At 64.0% G+C, this 19228-nt stretch carries 14 protein-coding genes; 6 read left to right on the plus strand and 8 right to left on the minus strand.

Annotation, left to right across the window (positions count from 1 at the left end):
- The 5 genes from KBA32_RS01905 to smc are packed head-to-tail and all read right to left on the minus strand — an operon-like array spanning position 1 to position 8306.
- Positions 1-549, minus strand: a complete 549-nt coding sequence (locus tag KBA32_RS01905; RefSeq protein WP_294354450.1) for a hypoxanthine-guanine phosphoribosyltransferase — start codon at positions 547-549, stop codon at positions 1-3.
- On the minus strand, positions 546-1418 hold the full coding sequence (galU, locus tag KBA32_RS01910) for a UTP--glucose-1-phosphate uridylyltransferase GalU (RefSeq protein ID WP_294354453.1): 873 nt from the start codon (positions 1416-1418) through the stop codon (positions 546-548). The genes KBA32_RS01905 and galU overlap by 4 nt, the downstream gene beginning before the upstream one ends.
- Positions 1419-1438: 20 nt before the next feature.
- Positions 1439-3463 carry an NAD-dependent DNA ligase LigA gene (ligA, locus tag KBA32_RS01915; protein ID WP_294354458.1) on the minus strand — a complete coding sequence of 675 codons (2025 nt, stop codon included), beginning with the start codon at positions 3461-3463 and terminating at the stop codon, positions 1439-1441.
- A 14-nt stretch (positions 3464-3477) separates the two neighbouring features.
- Complete coding sequence (locus KBA32_RS01920) at positions 3478-4797, minus strand: cell division protein ZipA C-terminal FtsZ-binding domain-containing protein (RefSeq protein WP_294354461.1); 1320 nt, start codon at positions 4795-4797, stop codon at positions 3478-3480.
- A gap of 8 nt (positions 4798-4805) precedes the next feature.
- The gene (gene smc, locus KBA32_RS01925; protein WP_294354464.1) at positions 4806-8306 is read right to left on the minus strand and encodes a chromosome segregation protein SMC; all 3501 of its coding nucleotides are present in this window, start codon (positions 8304-8306) and stop codon (positions 4806-4808) included.
- Positions 8307-8537: 231 nt separating this feature from the next.
- Between smc and KBA32_RS01930 the strand changes: the two genes are divergently transcribed.
- Positions 8538-9269, plus strand: coding sequence for a UPF0149 family protein (locus KBA32_RS01930; RefSeq protein WP_294354467.1), 732 nt, complete (start codon positions 8538-8540; stop codon positions 9267-9269).
- A gap of 82 nt (positions 9270-9351) precedes the next feature.
- Here KBA32_RS01930 and yvcK read toward each other — a convergent pair whose 3' ends face one another.
- Together yvcK and KBA32_RS01940 are read right to left on the minus strand one after the other, a co-directional pair.
- Positions 9352-10320 carry a gluconeogenesis factor YvcK family protein gene (yvcK, locus tag KBA32_RS01935; RefSeq protein ID WP_294354470.1) on the minus strand — a complete coding sequence of 323 codons (969 nt, stop codon included), beginning with the start codon at positions 10318-10320 and terminating at the stop codon, positions 9352-9354.
- A gap of 34 nt (positions 10321-10354) precedes the next feature.
- Positions 10355-11230 carry a DMT family transporter gene (locus tag KBA32_RS01940; protein ID WP_294354472.1) on the minus strand — a complete coding sequence of 292 codons (876 nt, stop codon included), beginning with the start codon at positions 11228-11230 and terminating at the stop codon, positions 10355-10357.
- A gap of 96 nt (positions 11231-11326) precedes the next feature.
- On the opposite strand from KBA32_RS01940, the gene dapC reads away from it, so the two are divergent.
- Genes dapC through prmB form a run of 5 tightly spaced genes read left to right on the plus strand, consistent with a single transcriptional unit; the run spans position 11327 to position 16638 of the window.
- On the plus strand, positions 11327-12529 hold the full coding sequence (gene dapC, locus KBA32_RS01945; RefSeq protein ID WP_294354475.1) for a succinyldiaminopimelate transaminase: 1203 nt from the start codon (positions 11327-11329) through the stop codon (positions 12527-12529).
- Between the two features lie 12 nt (positions 12530-12541).
- A complete protein-coding gene (gene dapD / locus KBA32_RS01950) occupies positions 12542-13363 on the plus strand; it encodes a 2,3,4,5-tetrahydropyridine-2,6-dicarboxylate N-succinyltransferase (RefSeq protein ID WP_294354478.1) in 822 nt (273 codons plus the stop codon).
- A 37-nt stretch (positions 13364-13400) separates the two neighbouring features.
- Complete coding sequence (locus KBA32_RS01955; protein WP_294354481.1) at positions 13401-14597, plus strand: PilT/PilU family type 4a pilus ATPase; 1197 nt, start codon at positions 13401-13403, stop codon at positions 14595-14597.
- Positions 14587-15726, plus strand: a complete 1140-nt coding sequence (gene dapE, locus KBA32_RS01960) for a succinyl-diaminopimelate desuccinylase (protein ID WP_294354484.1) — start codon at positions 14587-14589, stop codon at positions 15724-15726. The genes KBA32_RS01955 and dapE overlap by 11 nt, the downstream gene beginning before the upstream one ends.
- A gap of 9 nt (positions 15727-15735) precedes the next feature.
- The gene (prmB, locus tag KBA32_RS01965) at positions 15736-16638 is read left to right on the plus strand and encodes a 50S ribosomal protein L3 N(5)-glutamine methyltransferase (RefSeq protein ID WP_294354486.1); all 903 of its coding nucleotides are present in this window, start codon (positions 15736-15738) and stop codon (positions 16636-16638) included.
- On the opposite strand, the gene KBA32_RS01970 is transcribed toward prmB, so the two are convergent.
- The gene (locus KBA32_RS01970) at positions 16621-19158 is read right to left on the minus strand and encodes an FtsX-like permease family protein (RefSeq protein WP_294354490.1); all 2538 of its coding nucleotides are present in this window, start codon (positions 19156-19158) and stop codon (positions 16621-16623) included. The two genes, prmB and KBA32_RS01970, sit on opposite strands and share 18 nt — an antisense overlap.
- Positions 19159-19228: the final 70 nt, after the last annotated feature.

Here is a 19228-nt window from a genome sequence, read left to right on the forward strand (position 1 = left end):
TCACTCCTCCTTCATGGCGTAGATGGCCGGGAGATTGCGGAAGGCGCCGCGCACATCCATGCCGTAGCCGAATACGAAACGATCCGGTACGGTCAGTGCAACGAAGTCGGCCTTGAGCGGCTTGTTCTTGCCGTTGAGCTTGTCGGTCGCCACGGCGGTATAGCACGCACGCGCGCCGAGCTCCTTCATGCGCTCGACGATGGCCGCCAGGGTCAATCCTTCGTCGAGAATGTCGTCGAGGATGATGACGGTGCGCCCCTTGACCGGCGTCCACGGCGCAGCACGCCAGGAAAGCGCGCCGCCGGAGGTTTCCTGGCCGTAGCGCGTTACATGCAGATAGTCGAACTCAAGCGGGAAGTGCAGTTGCGTCATCAGGTGGCCGGCAAACGGCACGCCGCCGCTCATCACGACGAGGAGCAGCGGGTTGGTTTCGCCCAGCTTCTCGGTGATTTCGCGCGCGACACGGCTGACCGCCGCGGCGACTTCTTCTTCGGTATGGATGACATCGGCCGAAGCCAGGATGTCCTTGATTTCTTGTATATCAGTCATGCGTGTTCCAGGGTTTTCAAGTAATTCGAGAAATCGGCGCCGACTTCCGGGTGGCGCCGACCAAAATCAACGGTCGCTTCGAGGTAGCCCAGCTTGGAACCGCAGTCGTAGCGTTTGCCGAGGTAGCGGTAGGCGAGGACCTGCTCTTCGGCAAGCAGGGCAGCCATGCCGTCGGTCAGCTGGATTTCGCCGCCGGAGCCCGGCTTGACGTTCTCCAGGTGATGGAAGATGCGCGGCGTGAGGATGTAGCGCCCGACGACGGCCAGCGTCGATGGCGCTTCCTCGGGCTTCGGTTTCTCGACGACGCCTTCGAAACGTTCGAGACGCTCGCTGACGTATGACGACTTGACGATGCCGTAGCTGCGCGTCTCCGCACGCGGCACGTCGAGCACGCCGATCACCGAGCACTGATGTTCGTCGAAGACGTCGGTCATCTGCTTCATCACCGGCGGCTCGGCATCGAGCAGGTCGTCGGCGAGCAGGATGGCGAAGGGTTCGTCGCCGATCACCGGCTTGGCACACAGGACGGCGTGTCCGAGGCCGAGCGCTTCCGGCTGGCGGATGTAGATGCAGTTGATGTTTTTGGGCAGGAGCGAGCGCACGGTTTCGAGCATCTCGGTTTTGTGCTTGAGCGCGAGTTCGGTTTCGAGTTCGTAAGCCTTGTCGAAGTGGTCCTCGATCGAGCGCTTGGTGCGGCCCGTCACGAAAACCATGTCGGTGATCCCCGCCGCCGCGGCTTCTTCGACGGCATACTGGATCAGCGGCTTGTCGACGATCGGCATCATTTCCTTCGGACTGGCCTTCGTCGCCGGGAGAAATCGCGTACCGAGCCCCGCGACCGGGAAGACTGCTTTTCTGACTTTTTTCATTCGATGCCCCTCCTCTCTGTTTATTGTTCGCCCAGCAGGGCTCGCAATTGTGCCTCATCGATCACGGTCACACCTAGCGCCTGCGCCTTTTCGAGCTTGGAGCCCGCTTCCTCGCCGGCAACCACATAATCAGTCTTCTTCGATACCGAGCCGCTGACCTTGCCGCCGACCGCCTCGATCAGCGCCTTCGCTTCTTCGCGCGAAAGCGTTGGCAATGTCCCGGTGAGCACGAATATCTTGCCGGCAAGCCTCCCGGCTGTCGTCACCTGCGGTTCACCTTCGCCCCAGGTGACGCCTGCCGCACGCAGTTGCTCGATGACTTCGACGTTGTGCGACTCGGAAAGAAACTGGCGCAAACACTGGACGACCACCGGGCCGACATCATTGACCTGGAGCCATTCGTCGTCACTGGCGGCGATCAGGCGATCGAGGCTGCCGAAATGGCGTGCCAGATCCTTGGCCGTCGTCTCGCCGACGTTGCGGATACCGAGGGCGTAGATGAACCTGGCCAGCGTCGTCTGCTTGCTCTTCTCGATGGCCGCGAGCAGGTTGGTCGCCGATTTCTCGGCCATCCGGTCCAGGTTGACCAGCGCCATCAGGCCCATGTTGTAGAGATCGGCCGGCGTGCGCACGATGCCGGCATCGACGAGTTGTTCGACGAGTTTGTCGCCCAGCCCTTCGACATCCATCGCGCGCCGCGAAGCAAAATGGATCAGCGCCTGCTTGCGTTGCGCCGGGCAGTAGAGCCCGCCACTGCAACGCGCAACGGCTTCGTCTTCGGCCTTGACCACGTGCGAGCCACAGACCGGGCAAGTCGCCGGCATGATGAACTCGGGCGCCAGGATCGGACGTTTCTCCGGCACGACGCGCACGACTTCCGGAATCACGTCGCCGGCGCGGCGCACGACGACCGTATCGCCGATATGAACATCCTTGCGCCGCACCTCGTCCTCGTTGTGCAGCGTGGCGTTGGTCACCGTCACGCCGCCGACGAAGACGGGCGCCAGACGCGCGACCGGCGTCAGTGCGCCGGTGCGACCGACCTGAATGTCGATGCCGAGCACTTCGGTGCTTGCCTCTTCGGCCGGGTACTTGTGCGCGACGGCCCAGCGCGGTTCGCGCGAAACGAAGCCGAGGACCGCCTGCAACTCGAGCGAATTGACCTTGTAGACGACGCCGTCGATGTCGAACGGCAATTCCGCCCGCCGATTGCCCATGCGCTCGTGGAAATCGGCGAGCGCCTGCGGCCCGCAGAGCACGGCGCGCTCGGCACACACGGGCAGACCGAACGCCGCCAACGCGTCGAGCACCGCACCATGCGTCGGTGGCGCCAGCCAGCCCCGGACCTCGCCGAGCCCGTAAGCGAAGAACGACAACGGCCGGCTCGCGGCGATGCGCGGGTCCAGCTGCCGAATGCTGCCGGCCGCGCCGTTACGCGGGTTGACCAGCGTTTTCTCGCCCGCCGCCAGTGCCCTGGCGTTGAAGCGCTCGAAGTCGGCGCGCTTCATGTAGATCTCGCCACGCACTTCCAGAACTTCCGGCGGATTATCCGCACGCAGGCGCAGCGGAATCTGGCCGATCGTGCGCACGTTCGCCGTCACGTCCTCGCCAGTTTCGCCGTCGCCGCGGGTCGCCGCGCAGACCAGCACGCCGTTCTCGTAGCGCAGGTTGATCGCCAGACCGTCGAACTTGAGTTCGGCCGCATACTCGACCGGCGGGTCGCTTTCCGCGAGCTTCAATTCCTTGCGAACGCGTGCATCGAAGGCATAGGCACCGCTCGCTTCGACGTCGGTCTCTGTGCGGATCGACAGCATTGGCACGACATGGCGCACCGGTTTGAACATATCGAGCGGCTGCCCGCCAACGCGCCGCGTCGGCGAATCGGGCGTCCGCAGTTCGGGGTGCGCGGTTTCGAGCGCCTGCAGCTCGCGAAACAGCTGATCATATTCGGCGTCCGAAATCAGCGGCGCATCGAGAACGTAGTACTGGTGATTGTGTTTCTCGATCTCTGCGCGCAGTTCACTAGCGCGCTCGCGGGGATGCATTCGAATGCCCCGGATCAGGAAAACAGCCGCCGCGCCAACGAACCGCCGGCCGGCAGGCCGTGCGCCGCCATCGTCGACTGGAACTGTGCGACCTGCTTGCGGATCGGTTCGAGCGCGCCTTCGGACAACGGCCGACGATTGTCGTCGACCAGGCTGCCGCGCAGGACGTCCGCGAAGCGCCTGGCCAGCTCGACCATCTGGTTGAACACGCGCTCGCCGTGCGCGACGCGCGGCACGTCGAGCAGGAAGGTCAGCCCGTGCGTCGTCATCGTCTTCATCGACTCCGTCGAGAAGCCGAGATTCTCCTGATTGAGCAGCACGTAGAGTACGTTGCCGTCCTCATCGCAACGCACGAAGCGCCGTTCGGCGTCGATCACCATGCCGGCGGCTTCGGCCAGCGCGCGCAGCTTGGTCCCGGCGAACACCTGCCCCTGGCTGATGACGTTGATGCCGATCTGGATATCGACGCTGGCGCAGAAGGCGTCAAGTTCCGCGGCCATCTGCAACGCCGCCGGTCGCGCCGGCAGACTGGCGATAGCCATCATTTCTTCGGCCAGATCCTGCATGGCGACGGCGAAGACCGACAACTCTCCATCGCTCGCCGGCCCTTGACGATCGACGAGTTGCAGGCCGACACGAATGCGCCGATACGCGCTCTGCCCGTCGTCAACGATCACGTCCCACTCGCGCGTCGTTTCATTGAAACCCAGCCAATGCACCGGCTTGCGGATGCGCGCCAGCACGTTGGCCTGCGATTCGAGAATCTGGTACGACGCTGCGGGTTCCACAACCTCGAATGCGGCGATGAAGTCGACCTGAGGCGACAGCAGATGGGTAGGTTCAGGCACATCGCCGACCTCGCGGTGCGCGTCGGCTTGAACCCTGGTGGCCTCCGGTGCTAAAGCCGGAACCGGCTCGGGGAGCGATTCGGGGTCGTGCTCCGGCTCCTTCGGGATTTTCGGCGGCGCGATGTCGTCGATTGCGTCGATTACGTCAGCAGCCGGATCGACGCTTTCCTCCGCCGGTTCCGTCTCGAAACGCAGCACCGGTTCGATGCGGTCGTGGTGGAGGACGGGTTCGCCGTCAAACGGCGGCGTTTCCCGCTCTGCCGACGGCGATGCTGCGGCCGTCCCGAACAGGTCAGCGTCGGATGCGGCCGGACCTGCGACAGGGCGCTCGCGCACCGCCTCTTCCAGCAGCACATCGGCGTGATGCACGTCCAGTACCTTCTCCGCCAGCTTGCGGTGCCGGTATTCCTGCCACTTGTTGTAGGCGAAGACGCCGACCACGGCGGTCGCGCCCAGGCCGAGCAAACCCATCTGCAATTCAGTCATGTTCAGTCCTATACGATCTGTTCACGCATGCGCAGCGCTTCTTCCATGTCGACTTCGACGATACGCGAAACCCCCGATTCCTGCATCGTCACACCGACCAACTGTTCGGCCATTTCCATGGCGATCTTGTTGTGGCTGATGAAGAGGAACTGCGTATTGGTCGACATGCGGCGCACCATCGCGCAAAAACGTTCGGTGTTGGTATCGTCCAGCGGCGCATCCACTTCGTCGAGCAGACAGAAGGGCGCGGGGTTGAGCTGGAACATGGAAAAGACCAGGGCAATCGCGGTCAGTGCCTTTTCGCCGCCGGAAAGCAGGTGAATCGTTGAATTTTTCTTGCCCGGCGGCTGCGCCATGACCTGCACGCCGGCGTCGAGAATTTCCTCGCCGGTCATGATCAGCCGGGCTTCGCCACCGCCAAAGAGGATCGGGAACAGTTCGCCGAAGCTCTTGTTGACGGCATCGTAGGTCGATTGCAGCAGATCGCGCGTCTCGCGGTCGATGCGGCGGATCGCGTTTTCCAGCGTCTCCATCGCCTGCGTCAGGTCTTCCGACTGCGCGTCGAGGAAGCCCTTGCGCTCGCGCGCCGATTCGAGTTCTTCGAGCGCGGCGAGGTTGACCGCGCCGAGCGCCTCGATCGAGCGCTGCAGACTGGTGATCGAACCCTGCAGCGGTCCCGGCTTGGCGCCGGCCAGGTCGTTGGCGAGACTCGCCTCGTCGGCGCCGACCTCGCTCAGTTGCGCCGCCTGTTGTTCGTAGTTGAGGCTCGCTGCCTGCTCCTTCAGCTTGAGCTCGCCGATGCGTTCGCGCTGCGGTTCGAGCCCGTGCTCGACGCGCATGCGCTGTTCTTCGAGTTCGCGCAGCCCCGTCGTTGCCGCTTCCAGCGCGTCGCGCGCCGCCGCCATCGCGCGTTCGCTGACGACACGCGTCTCCAGCGCCTCCTGCAGCCTGGGTTCCAGGTCTTCGGCCTGCATGGCTTCGGCACTCTCGGTGCAGCGTGCCAATTCGTCGACGATGCGGTCGATCTGCTTGCAGGCGAGTTCGCGGCCACGCGTGATCTCGTCGATCTTGCCGCGGCATTCGCGCTGCGAGAACTGTGCCTCGCGCAGCTCGCGCTCGACACTGTTGACCTGCTCGCGCTCGTCGCGCAGCGCCCGCTCCGCCTGTTCGAGCCGCGCACGTGCGCCGTCCATCACCAGCTGCAGTTCGCGAATTTCCTCGCGCTGCGTCTCGATCGCCTCGTCGGCGATGAACAGGCGTTCGTTCTCGCTCTCTTCCTCGGCCAGCATCTCGGCGAGGCTGGCGTCGATCTGCTCCTGGCGTTCGCGGAAGCGATCGAGCGCCTGCGAGAGTTTGAGCGTCTCGACCTGGATCGCGTGCGCCTGCTCCTGCAGGCCGTCGAGATGCCGGCGCGATTCGTGCAGCGCGGCTTGCGCGTCTTCCATGCGCGAGTCGATCTCGGCCATGCGCGCCTGCGCCTGCTCGACGCGCTCCTCGCGTTGCTCGATGAGCACGCCGAGTTCCTCGATCTCGCGCTGGCGTTCGAGCAGGCCGTGGCCGGCGGCGTCTGGCGCGAACAGCGTGACGCTCTGCCGGCAGACGACATCGCCACCCGGCGTCACGTAGCACGCCGTCGGCGAAAGTCGTTCGCGGTGCGCCAGCGCAAAGGCCAGATCGGCCGCCGTATAGACCTCGCCCAGCCAGTCGCCAAGAATCGCGGCGAGTTTTGGATCATCGCAGCGGATGTGGTGTAGCAGTCGTTCGGCACCGTCTGCCGCGGTCGCGCCTTCGAGCGGCAAGAGCAGCGTCAGCTTGCTGCCTGGCCGATCCTTGCTCCAGCCCGAGTCGGCGGCATCGGCAGTCAATGCACCGATGCGTTCGCGCAGGACGGCCTCGACCGCGTCTTCCCAGCCGGCGTCGACGTGCAGCGATTTCCACAGCGGCTGGCGGTGATCCAGTCGATGCCGGTGCAGCCAGTCGCCGAGCTTGCCGTCGCCCTGCACGCGCTTCTGCAGTTGCTCCAGTGCGGCGCGGCGCGCGTGCGCTTCGGCGCGCTCCTTCTGCACATGCTGGACTTCGGCCATCACCTCGCGGCGCTGGCGCTCGAACTGCGGGATCTCTTGCTGTTTGGCGACGAGTTCTTCCTGCGCCTCGGCGATGCGTTCGCGCAGTTCGGCCAGCGTTTCCTGCTTGAACTCGAACTCGGCGTGGTCGGGCACCGGCAGCGCCTCGCGCTCCTGGTTCAGGCGATCGCGCCTTCCGGCAAGGATTTGCAAGGAGCGTTGCGCGTGGCCGCGATTGGTGATTTCGACTTGCAGCCGCTGGTCGGCCTGCGCCAGCGCCGAACGTTGCCCGTTGACTTCTTCCTGCGCGTCGGCGTGCGACTCTTCGACCATCGGCAAGCGCTCCTGCTGCGCGGCCAAACGCATCTCGCCCTGCTCCACGCGTTCGTCGGCCAGCGCCGACAGTTCCAGCCAGCGCTCGTGGTCGGCGTCGAGTTGCTCGACCTGACCTTGCCAATGCACGTGATCATCGGTGAGCTGCGCCAGCCGCGATTCGTATTCCTGCTGCGATTCGCGGCGATGGCGGATTTCGGCTTCGAGCCGGGCAACTTCGGCGTTGGCATTGAACAGTCCGCTCTGGGCACCATGCACGCCGTCGCTCGCGGCGAAGTGCGCTTCGCGCGCTTCTTCAAGACGGGCTTCGGTTTCGCGAAGCGCGGCGTTCTGCGCCTCGAGGTCGATCACCGCGCGCTCGACTTCGCGCGCCAGACGCTCGCGTTCAGCCTGCGCCTCGTTACGGCGTAGGAGCCAGAGCAGTTGCTGTTTGCGCGTCAGTTCGTCGTTGTATTCGCGATACTGGCGGGCGACCGCCGCCTGTCCTTCGAGTCGCTCCATCTGCGAACCGAGTTCGCTGCGTATGTCTTCGACGCGCGTCAGGTTCTCGCGCGTGTCGGCGATCCGGTTCTCTGTCTCCTTGCGCCGCTCCTTGTACTTGGTGACGCCGGCGGCTTCTTCGAGGAAGACGCGCAACTCGTCGGGCTTGGCCTCGATGATGCGCGAGATCGTGCCCTGCCCGATGATGGCGTAGGCGCGCGGTCCGAGACCTGTCCCGAGAAACAGATCGGTGATGTCCTTGCGCCGCACGTGCAGGTTGTTGATGTAGTACTCGGACTGGCCGCTGCGCGTGAGCAGGCGCTTGACCGACAGCTCGGCGTACTGCGACCACTGGCCGGCGATGCGGCCGAGCGAGTTGTCGAAGACGAGTTCGACCGAGGCGCGTGAAACGGGCTTACGGCCGCTCGAACCGTTGAAGATGACGTCCTGCATCGACTCGCCGCGCAATTCCGAGGCTTTCGATTCGCCGAGCACCCAGCGCACCGCATCCATCACGTTCGACTTGCCGCAACCGTTCGGCCCGACGACGCCGACCAGCTGCCCGGGCAGCGCAATCGTCGTCGGGTCGACGAACGACTTGAAACCGGCGAGTTTGAGCTTTGTCAGGCGCATGAAATAGAACGCAGCCGGATCGGCTGCGCTGGATGTTGGTGTGGTTAAAGGGCGCTATGACGCCGCACTGGCAACAACGGGCGCCTATAATATCATTTTGCTTGCGCGATTCGTTCGCCCGCCCCGTGCGGCCGATGGTCGAACACTGCATTCCCGTCTGGCGTCCGGCCCCGCCCGTCGAACCCGCCGATTTCGCCAGTCAATCGAACACAAGCCAAGAGGTTGAACACAATGACCAACGAATCCCTGCAAGCGCAACTGGCCGACGCCGAACTCGACCGTCTCGAAGAACTGCTCAGTGACGACGCCTTGCCCAACGCGATGCGGCTCGATGAAATCCAGGGCTACCTGTGCGCCGCCCTCACCGGCCCGCAACCCATTCCCGAGGAAGAGTGGCTGGCCGATGCGCTTGGCGACGAAGCGCTGCTGGAAACCGAAATCGGCCGCGAGGCGGCGGACCTCCTGCGCCGTTTCGCCGCCGCGCTGGAAGAGGAGCTGGCGGCCGGCGAGCCGCCCATCCTGTTGCTCTACGGCAAAGAGGGCGACGAAAACGGCCCGAGCGACTACGTGCCGTGGTGTCAGTCCTATCTGGCCGGCGTCGACGTGGCCGAGGAAGACTGGTTTGCTGCGCTCGGCGAGACCGAGGATGGCGAGGTCGACGAGGATGAAGCCGACGAGATCAACTATCTCGACGAACGCCTGTTCCCGATGATGGTGCTGACCGGCGAGGCCGAAGCGGCGGCGTCCGAGCACGGCGAGAAATGGCCGGAGGGCGAAGAACGGGAAAAGATCATCAGCGACTGCGAGGAGGACTTGCCGCAGGCGGTGACCGACATCTATCGCTTCTGGCAGGCCAAGCGCGGCTCGGGCACGCTGCGCCGCGAGACGCCCAAGGTCGGCCGCAACGATCCGTGCCCCTGCGGCAGCGGCAAGAAATTCAAGCAGTGCTGCGGCGCGAGCTGAGCGCAGACAGCTCTCAAGCCCAGAAACGAGGCCGTCCGACCAGTCGTCGGGCGGCCTCGTTTTCTTTACGGGCAGCAGACCATCACTTGATCCAGCCGCTGGCGAAGTCCTCGATGGTGCGCGCCAGCTTGCGCGGATCGTGGCGGATGTAGTCGGTGTCGCTCGTGAAGTCGCGTTCGACGATCTTGATGCCCCTGGCGACCAGTCCTTCGCGATCGCCCAGGCGAACCGGCGCCTTGCCTTCGGCCTTGTACTTTTCGAGCAGGTCGGCGCGCAGTTCGCCGCTGTTGACCAGCAGGTAGTCGATGCGACCGGTACCGAGATACTGCTCCAGCACGCGCACGAAATCCTCGGCGTCAAAACCGTCGGTCTCGCCGTGCTTGGTCATCACGTTGCAGACGTAGATGATCTGCGCCGTCGTGCTGCGCAGCGCGTCGACCATGCCCGGGCAAAGCAGGTTCGGGACGAGGCTCGTATAGAGGTCGCCCGGGCCGATGATCACGTAGTCCGAGTTCTCGATCGCTTCGCGCGCCCGCGGATTGAGGCGGCCGCCGCCGAGCAGGAAGGCGTCGCGGATCGGGATGTTCGCGTCGTGCTTGGGGATGTCGATGTCCGTTTCGCCGACGATGCGTTCGCCGTTCTCCAACGTCACGCCGAGATGCACGTTGTCGAGCGTGACCGGGATCACCTTGCCGTGCACGTCGAACATATCGGACAGTTCCTCGATGCCGCGCTCGAAGTCGCCCATGATGTCGGAAAGCGCCGTCAGCAGCAGGTTGCCGACGGTGTGACCGGCAATGCGACGCCCTTCCTTGAAACGGTACTCGAACAAGCGGCGAACGACTTCGGTATCTTCGGACAGGGCGACGATGGCCCGACGGATGTCACCCGGCGGCAGGATACCGAATTCGTCGCGCAATTCGCCCGTCGACCCACCCGAGTCAGCGACGGTGACGATCGCCGCCAGGTTGAGCTTGCGGTTCTTGCCGAGGCCCGAGAGGACGTTGAAGGTCCCGGTGCCGCCACCAATCGTCGTAATGTTGGATTTCATGTCGAATACCGGTTCTTGTTCTGCTGGATGTATTTCAACTGGCCATGCGCGCCGAGAACAGGCTGGCGGTGACGATCATCGCCCCGCCGATCCATTCACGCAAGCCGATCGCTTCGCCGGCGAGCAGCCAGGCGCCGATGGCTGCGAAACCCACTTCCGAAAGCATGATCACGATCGCACGGTTGGCAGGAATACGCACCAGGCCGTACTGGACGATGAGATTCACCGTAACGAGCACGAGTCCGACGACGGCCAGCAAGCTCCAGGCGCTGCCGGTTGCCGGCAGCACGGCCTCACCCCAGCCGAAGAAAAGCATGATCGTCCCGACAATCGCGACGCCAGCGAACGAGACCATCGACTTCGTCTCGATCGCGATCGCGCGGGCATAACGCGACAGGACGTTGAACAGCGCGAACGAGAAACCGGCGACGAGTCCGAGCCAGTCGGCCTTTGTTTGCGGAACGGGAATGTTCGTACCCGGTTCCCAGAGGATCGTCGCGGCACCGCACAGTGACAGAAGTACGACGAAGGCACCAAACCGGTTGAGCCGTTCGCCGAGCAGCACGCGAGAGAAAAGCACCGTCCATAGCGGTGAGAGGTAGAAGAGCAACAGCACCCGGACAACGATTCCATTCATCGCCGCGAGCACATAGCCGAGGTTGCATCCCGCCGCGGCCAAAGCCAGGCCGACCAGCGGCCAGGAGAACGTCAGTCCGACTGCCCACCGCCGAAAGAAAACCAGTCCGATGACGAAAGCAAGCGAGTAGGTGATCGTCGGCGCCAGGATGCCGTCGATGCCGGCATCGCGCAGGATGCGGTACGGATACCAGATCAATCCCCAGATCAGAGCGCCCGTTACAAGCCCGATGACGGCTGTCCTGTGTTCCCCGACGCCAGTTGCACCCTTCAAGTTATTCGCCTTGGCGGTTCCCGAGGCCCCTTGCCTTTCCGCCATCAAGCGATGCCCCTTATAATTCCTGACCCTGCTTCGACCACGACAGACAACGTGAATCCCAATCTCGCCAAGCTCCACCCCTACCCGTTTGAAAAATTGCGCCAGCTGTTTGCCGGCGTGACACCCAACCCGAGCCTGCGCGAGATCAAGCTCTCCATCGGCGAACCGCAACACGCGACGCCTGAATTCATCAAGGAAGCCCTGACCGCCGGCCTCGCCGGGTTGGCCAGCTATCCTACCACGCTGGGTATTCCGGCTCTCCGGCGCGCCATTGCCGACTGGATGAACCGGCGCTACCAACTGGCCGACATCAATCCGGAGACGCAGATCATCCCGATCAACGGCTCGCGCGAGGCGCTGTTTGCCTTCACGCAGACGGTTATCGATCCGGGCAAAGGCTACGTGCCGATCGTCGTCAGCCCGAATCCGTTCTACCAGATCTACGAAGGCGCGGCCTACCTCGCCGGCGCCGAGCCGCGCTTCCTCAACACCCTGCCCGACAACGACTTCGCCTTCGACTACGACACGCTGAGCGATGCGGAATGGCGCCACGTGCAGTTGATGTTCGTCTGCTCGCCGGCCAATCCGACTGGCAAGGTGCTCAATCTCGACGACTGGAAGAAGCTCTTCGCGCTCTCGGACAAGTACGGCTTCATCATCGCGTCCGACGAGTGCTATTCCGAAGTCTTCTTCGACGAGGCCAACCCGCCGCTCGGCGGCATGCAGGCCGCGCGCATGCTCGGCCGCAGCTTCGACCGCCTGGTCATGTTCTCCAGTCTCTCCAAGCGCTCGAACGTTCCCGGAATGCGCTCGGGTTTCGTCTCCGGCGACACGGCGATCCTCAAGCAGTTCCTGCTCTACCGCACCTATCACGGCAGCGCGATGAGCCCGACGATCCAGGCAGCCAGCGTCGCCGCGTGGAACGACGAGGCGCACGTCATCGACAATCGGCGCCAATACCGCGAGAAGTTCGAGGCTGTCACGCCGATCGTCTCCGGAGTGCTCGGCACGTCGATGCCGGACGCGAGCTTCTACCTGTGGGCCAGGACGCCCACTCCTGACATTGCGGACACCGACTTCGCCCGCGCTCTGGTCGCCGACTATAATGTTGTCGTGCTGCCGGGCAGTTTCCTCGCTCGCGAAGCCAACGGCGTCAATCCCGGCAGCGGGTTCGTGCGCATCGCGCTCGTCGCGCCGCTCGCCGAATGCCTTGAAGCGGCAAACCGCATTCAACAGTTTGTTTCAAAACTCTAGGAAGACAGACACATGCAGGAATTCCAGCAAATTATCGAAGAGGCCTGGGAAGACCGTGCCTCCTTGCAACCCGGCACCGCGCCCGCCAGGATCGGTGCGGCAGTCAGCGTCGTGCTCGCCGAACTCGACGCCGGTACGTTGCGTGTTGCCGAGAAGATCGACGGCGACTGGGTGACGCATCAATGGCTGAAGAAAGCCGTCCTGCTCTCCTTCCGCCTCGAAGACAACGTGCTGCTCGAAGGCGGCCCGATGAACTACTTCGACAAGGTGCCGACCAAGTTCGCCAAGTACGACGCCGAGAAATTCCGCCGTGGCGGCTTCCGTGTCGTGCCGCCGGCCACCGCGCGCCGTGGTTCGTTCATCGGCAAGAACGTCGTGCTGATGCCCTCCTACGTCAACATCGGCGCCTACGTCGATGAAGGCACGATGGTCGACACCTGGGCCACCGTCGGCTCCTGCGCGCAGATCGGCAAGAACGTGCACCTCTCGGGCGGCGTCGGCATCGGCGGCGTGCTGGAACCCCTGCAAGCCAACCCGACGATCATCGAAGACAATTGCTTCATCGGTGCCCGTTCGGAAGTCGTTGAAGGCGTCATCGTCGGCGAAGGCTCGGTGATCTCGATGGGCGTCTACATCGGCCAGTCGACCAGGATCTACGACCGCGAGACGGGCGAAGTCAGCTACGGGCGCATTCCGCCGGGTTCGGTCGTCGTCTCGGGCAACCTGCCCTCGAAGGACGGCAGCTACAGCCTGTACTGCGCCGTGATCGTCAAGAAGGTCGACGCCAAGACGCGTGCCAAGACGAGCATCAACGATCTGTTGCGCGGCGACTGATCTCCTTTCATCACTCAACCACTCCGACGGAAAACAGATGATTCTGGACAAGCTCTTCCAGCTGATGGCAGACAAGCATGCCTCGGATATCTTCATTTCCGCCGGCGTTCCGATTCACATCAAGATCCAGGGCAACACCTTTCCGGTCAATCAGCAGGTGATGGACCCGGCGATGATCGAGAAGATCGCCACGGAGTTGATGTCGACCGACCAGCAGCGCCTGTTCGAGGCGACGATGGAGATGAACCTCTCCTTCGGCGTCCCCGGCATCGGCAACTTCCGCGTCAATCTCTTCCGCCAGCGCGCGTCGATCTCGATCGTCGTGCGCTACATCCTCGGCAACATCCCGGCGCTCGATACCTTGTCGCTGCCGCCGGTGCTGTCCGGGCTGATCATGGAGAAGCGCGGACTGATCCTGATCGTCGGCGCCACCGGTTCCGGCAAGTCGACGACGATCGCTTCGATGCTCGACTACCGCAACGCGAATCGCAGCGGCCATATCCTGACGATCGAGGATCCGATCGAGTTTCTCTTCAAGCACAAGAAGTCGATCGTTAACCAGCGTGAGCTGGGCATGGACACGCTCGGTTGGGAGCCGGCGCTCAAGAACGCCATGCGTCAGGCGCCCGATTGCATCCTGATCGGTGAAATCCGCGACAAGGAAACGATGCAGGCGGCCATTGCCTACGCGCAGACCGGCCACCTCTGCCTGGCGACGCTGCACGCCAACAACAGCTATCACGCGCTCAATCGCGTAATCAACTTCTTCCCGCTCGACACGCGCACCTCGCTCTATCTCGACCTGTCGGCGAGTCTGAAGGCGATCGTTTCGCAACGCCTGGTCAAGCGCCCGGACGGCAAGCGGACGCCTGCGGCCGAGGTCATGCTCAACACGCGCCACGTGCAGGAACTGATCGAGCGCGGTGAAGTGCTCGCCGTCAAGGAGGCGATGGAGCAGAGCCTGGCGCCCGGGTCGCAGACCTTCGAGCAGGATCTTTTCCGTCTCTATCGCGAGGGCGTCATCACGCTGGACGAGGCGCTGGCCAACGCCGATTCGCCGACCAATCTCTCGTGGCTGATCAACAATTCGGAGATCACCAGCAGTTCACAGAACGAATCGCTGCGTATCGAGGCTCCGCTCGATTTTTCCGAAACCGACGACAACGGAACATCTTTCAAGGAATTCACGCTGAGCCTCAACGACGCCGATGACGACGCCAATCATGGACAGTGACAGTAACCCTACGCTCACCCTCGCCGAGCAGCTGATCGCCTGCCGCTCGGTAACGCCCGACGACGGCGGCTGCATGACGATCATCGGCGAGCGCTTGCGGCGCATCGGCTTCGACTGCGAATTCATCAATCGCAACGGCGTCACCAACCTCTGGGCGCGCCGCGGTACGGCCAGCCCCGTGTTCTGCTTTGCCGGCCATACGGATGTCGTCCCCACCGGCCCGGTCGAAAGCTGGCAGAGCGCCCCCTTCGAACCGACGCACCGTGACGGCTTCCTCTTTGGCCGTGGTTCGGCCGACATGAAGGGCTCGCTGGCCGCGTTCGTTACCGCCAGCGAAGACTTCGTCGCACGCAATCCCGGCCACTCGGGTTCAATCGCTTTCCTGCTGACCTCGGACGAGGAAGGCGACGCGACCGACGGCACCGTCGCCGTGATCGATGCCCTGGCCGCTCGCGGCGAGACGATCGACTATTGCATCGTCGGCGAACCGACGGCCGTCAGTCGCCTAGGTGACACCGTCAAGAACGGCCGGCGCGGCTCGCTCACCGGCAAGCTGACGGTCAGGGGTATTCAGGGACACATCGCCTACCCGCATCTGGCGAAGAACCCGATCCATCTCGCCGCGCCGGCCATTGCCGAGCTTGCTTCCACGGTCTGGGATGAGGGCAACGAGTACTTCCCACCGACGACCTGGCAGATTTCGAACATTCATGGCGGCACCGGCGCGAGCAACGTCATTCCCGGGCACGTCGATATCCAGTTCAACTTCCGCTTCTCAACTGCCAGCACGCCAGAAGGCCTCAAGGCAACCGTCGATGAAATCCTGACCCGACACAGCCTGGACTACTCGATCGCCTGGACGCTCGGCGCCAGACCCTTCCTGACCGGCAAGGGCGACCTCGTCGATGCTTCACTCGCCGCAATCCGTGACGTTGCCGGGATCGAGGCCGAGCTTTCGACTACCGGCGGCACCTCGGATGGGCGCTTCATCGCCGACATCTGCCCGCAAGTCATCGAAATCGGCCCGGTCAACGCGACGATCCACAAGATCGACGAGTGCGTTGAGATCGCCGCGCTGCAGCAGCTGTCCAGCATCTACCGCCATATCCTCGACCAACTCCTGACCTGACGACGACCTATGTTTGAACAAGCCCAAACCGAGCTGCGCACCGTGCGCGACATGATGCGCTTCGCCGTCAGCCGCTTCACCGAAGCCGGACTGTTCTTTGGTCACGGCAGCGACAACGCCTGGGACGAGTCGGCATATCTGCTGCTGCACACGCTGAATCTGCCGCTCGACCGGCTCGAACCGTTCATGGACGCCCGCCTGACGAGCGACGAACGCGCGCTCGTGCTCAAGATCATTCGCCGGCGCATCAGCGAACGCCTGCCGGCGGCCTACCTGACGAACGAGGCCTGGCTCGGCGAGCACCGCTTCTACGTCGATCGCCGCGTCATCGTGCCGCGCTCGCACATCGCCGAATTGCTGCGCGAGCAGTTGACCCCGTGGATCGACGATCCGTGGGCGGTGCAGAGCACGCTCGACCTGTGCACGGGTTCCGGCTGCCTGGCGATCCTCGCCGCGCTCGCCTTCCCGGAGTCGACGGTCGACGCCATCGATATTTCGCCCGACGCGCTCGCTGTCGCCCGCCGCAACGTTGGCGACTACGGTCTTGAATCGCGCGTCAACCTGATCGAATCGGACGCATTCGCTGCCGTTCCCGGCAAGCGCTACGACGTGATCATCTCCAACCCGCCGTACGTCAATGCGGAGTCGATGGCCAACCTGCCCGAGGAGTACCTGCGCGAGCCGGTCCTGGCGCTGGCCAGCGGCGAGGACGGACTCGATTTCACGCGCATCCTGCTGCGCGAAGCGGGCGACCATCTCAATCCGGGGGGCCTGCTCGTCGTCGAGATCGGCAATAACCGCGACGAACTGGAGCAGGCCTTCCCCGATACGCCCTTCACCTGGCTCGACACCGCCGCAGGCGACGGCTTCGTCTTCATGCTGCGCAAGGAAGAACTACCCACCGGCGCGTAGCGCCTCGAGCGGCGGCGCGCGCATCAGCCGCACCGCCGCGAACCACCCGGCGCCGGTTACCAGCGCCGCACCGGCAAGCACCGCCAGCGGCGGCAGCCAGTAGTTGATCTCGACCTCGAAGTTGAACACGCGGTTAGCCAGCACCTGCCCGACCGCGATCGCGCCCAGCGCGGCGATCAGGCCAGCCAGTCCGCCGACGGCGGCGAACTCCGCCAGCAGCGCTCGCCGCAACTGATCCCGCCGCGCCCCCAGCGCACGCATCACCGCCAGCTCGTATCGACGTTCGTCCGCAGCCGTGGCGAAGGTTGCATAAAGCACGATGACGCCGGCGATCAGGGTGAACAGGAAGACGAACTGAACGGCCTGCGCCACCTGATCCATGATGTGCTGCAATTGCCGAAGAATGGCGCCGACATCGATCACCGTCAGGTTCGGGAAAGCACGCACCAGCTGGCTGACAAAGGTCGTATTCTCCCCTGGCAGGTGGAAACTGGTGATCCAGCTCGCCGGAAACTCCTGGAGCAGTTCGGGCGGTGTCAGGACGAAGAAATTGACGCGCATCGAATCCCAGTTCAGCTTGCGCAGATTGCGGATCTGCATGCCGATATTCTCTCCGCCGACGGTGAATTCAAGCCGGTCACCGACCTTCAGGCCAAGCGTTTTGGCCAATCCGTCTTCGACCGATGCTTCGTGACGTTCGCTGCCGGACGGGGCGGAAAACCAGCGCCCGGCGCTCAGCTTGTTGCCCGGCGGAATAGCGTTGCGATAAGAGAGGTTGAATTCGCGCTCGACCAGGCGCTGCGCGCGTTCCTCTTCGTAATCGTCGGCATGGACGGGCTTGTCGTTCACCTTGACCAGGCGGCCGCGAATCATCGGTGCAAACTCGGCAGCAAGCTGGTGTGCGGAGAAGTTCGCGCGCACGGCGTCGAGCTGATCCGGCTGGATATTCACGACGAACTGGTTCGGCGCATCCGCCGGCAGCGACCGGCTCCACGCATTCAAGAGATCGTTGCGCGTCACCGTCAGGAGCAGCAAGGCCATGAACCCCAGGGCCAGCGCGACGATCTGGACGACGCTGGCGACCGAGCGCCGCTCCAGGCTGGCCAGCCCGTAGCGCCAGCCGACGCCGCCTGCACGCTCTCGCCCGGCCATCCCGCCGCGCAACAGCGAAGCAAGACGGACGACGATCCGCGCCACCAGCGCGAAGACGACGAGCGCCCCCGAAAAGCCGCCAACCACGTAGGCGCCGAGACGCAAGTCGTCGGCGACCCAGAACATTAAGCCCGCAAGTCCGGCCAGGCCGAGCACATAGCTTGCAATCAGGCGCGAGGGCGGCAAGCGGCCACCGGAGAACTCGCGGCGCAGGACGCGCAGCGTCGACACCCGCTTCAACTGCATGAGCGGCGGCAGCGCAAAACCGAAGAGCAGGGTCAAACCGATGGCGACGCCTTGCAGTGCCGGGATGAGGCCCGGCGGCGGCAGTTCGACTTCCAGGAACTGCGCCAACCAGCCGTACAGCGCGTAGTGCGCGAGGTAACCGAGGACACAGCCGGCCAGAGATGAAACGAGGCCGAGTATGGCGAATTGCCCGAGATAGACACGCAGCAGGAAGCCTTGCGTCGCGCCCAGGCAACGCATGATCGCGCACGGGTCGAGATGGCGCTGCATATAGCGCCGCGCTGCCAAGGCGACCGCAACGGCGGCGAGCACGACCGTCAGGAGCGCGGAGATTCCCAGGAAACGCTGCGCCCGATCAAGTGCGGAGCGGACCTCCGGGCGCGCGTTCTCGGTGTCCTCGATACGCTCTCCAGGCTCAAGTGATTTATCAACATAGCCCTTGAACTCCTTGATTTGTTGTGATTCACCAGAAAACAGGAGGCGATACCGAATGCGACTCCCTGGCTGAATCAGCGCGGTCGACGGCACGTCCGCAACGTTCATCAATAGCCGCGGCGCGACGCTGAAAAAATTCAAGCCCCGGTCCGGTTCGAAGGTCAGGATCGCATCGATGCGCAGAATCCGCTGGCCTACGGCGACCCGTTCGCCGACGCCAGCGCCGAGTGTCGCGGCCAGGCGCTCGTCAATCCAGACCGTACCGGGTTCGGGCACGTCGTCGGCGCGGCGGTCGGTCACCGCAACGCCGTCCGCAATGCGCAAGGCACCGCGCAGCGGGTAGCCGGCTTCAACGGCCTTGATATCGGCAAGCTGCGCGCGCAGGTCATCGCCCTCGCCGATCGAAACCATGCTCGGGAAAGTCTGCGTTTCGACGACGCGCAAGCCGCGCTTTTTCGCCTCTTCGCGCAGATCGGGCTTCCATGGATGGTCGGCGGTCAACAGCATGTCGGCGCCGAGCAGCTGGTTTGCCTCGCGTTCGAGCGCCTGGCGCACGCGATCGGTGAAGAAGCCGACGGCGGTCAAGGCGGCAACCGCGACGATCAGCGCGGCCACCAGGAGGTAAAGCTCGCCGGCGCGCGCATCGCGGCGCAGCATTCGATAGACGAAGTTCAGGTATCGCATCATGCGGGCATTATGAACGTGAATCGCCACAAGGCTACGAGACACGGCGGACACGCAATCGTTCCGGCAGGCG

Source organism: Propionivibrio sp. (assembly GCF_017995515.1).
In the GTDB taxonomy this organism is placed as follows: Bacteria; Pseudomonadota; Gammaproteobacteria; order Burkholderiales; family Rhodocyclaceae; genus Propionivibrio.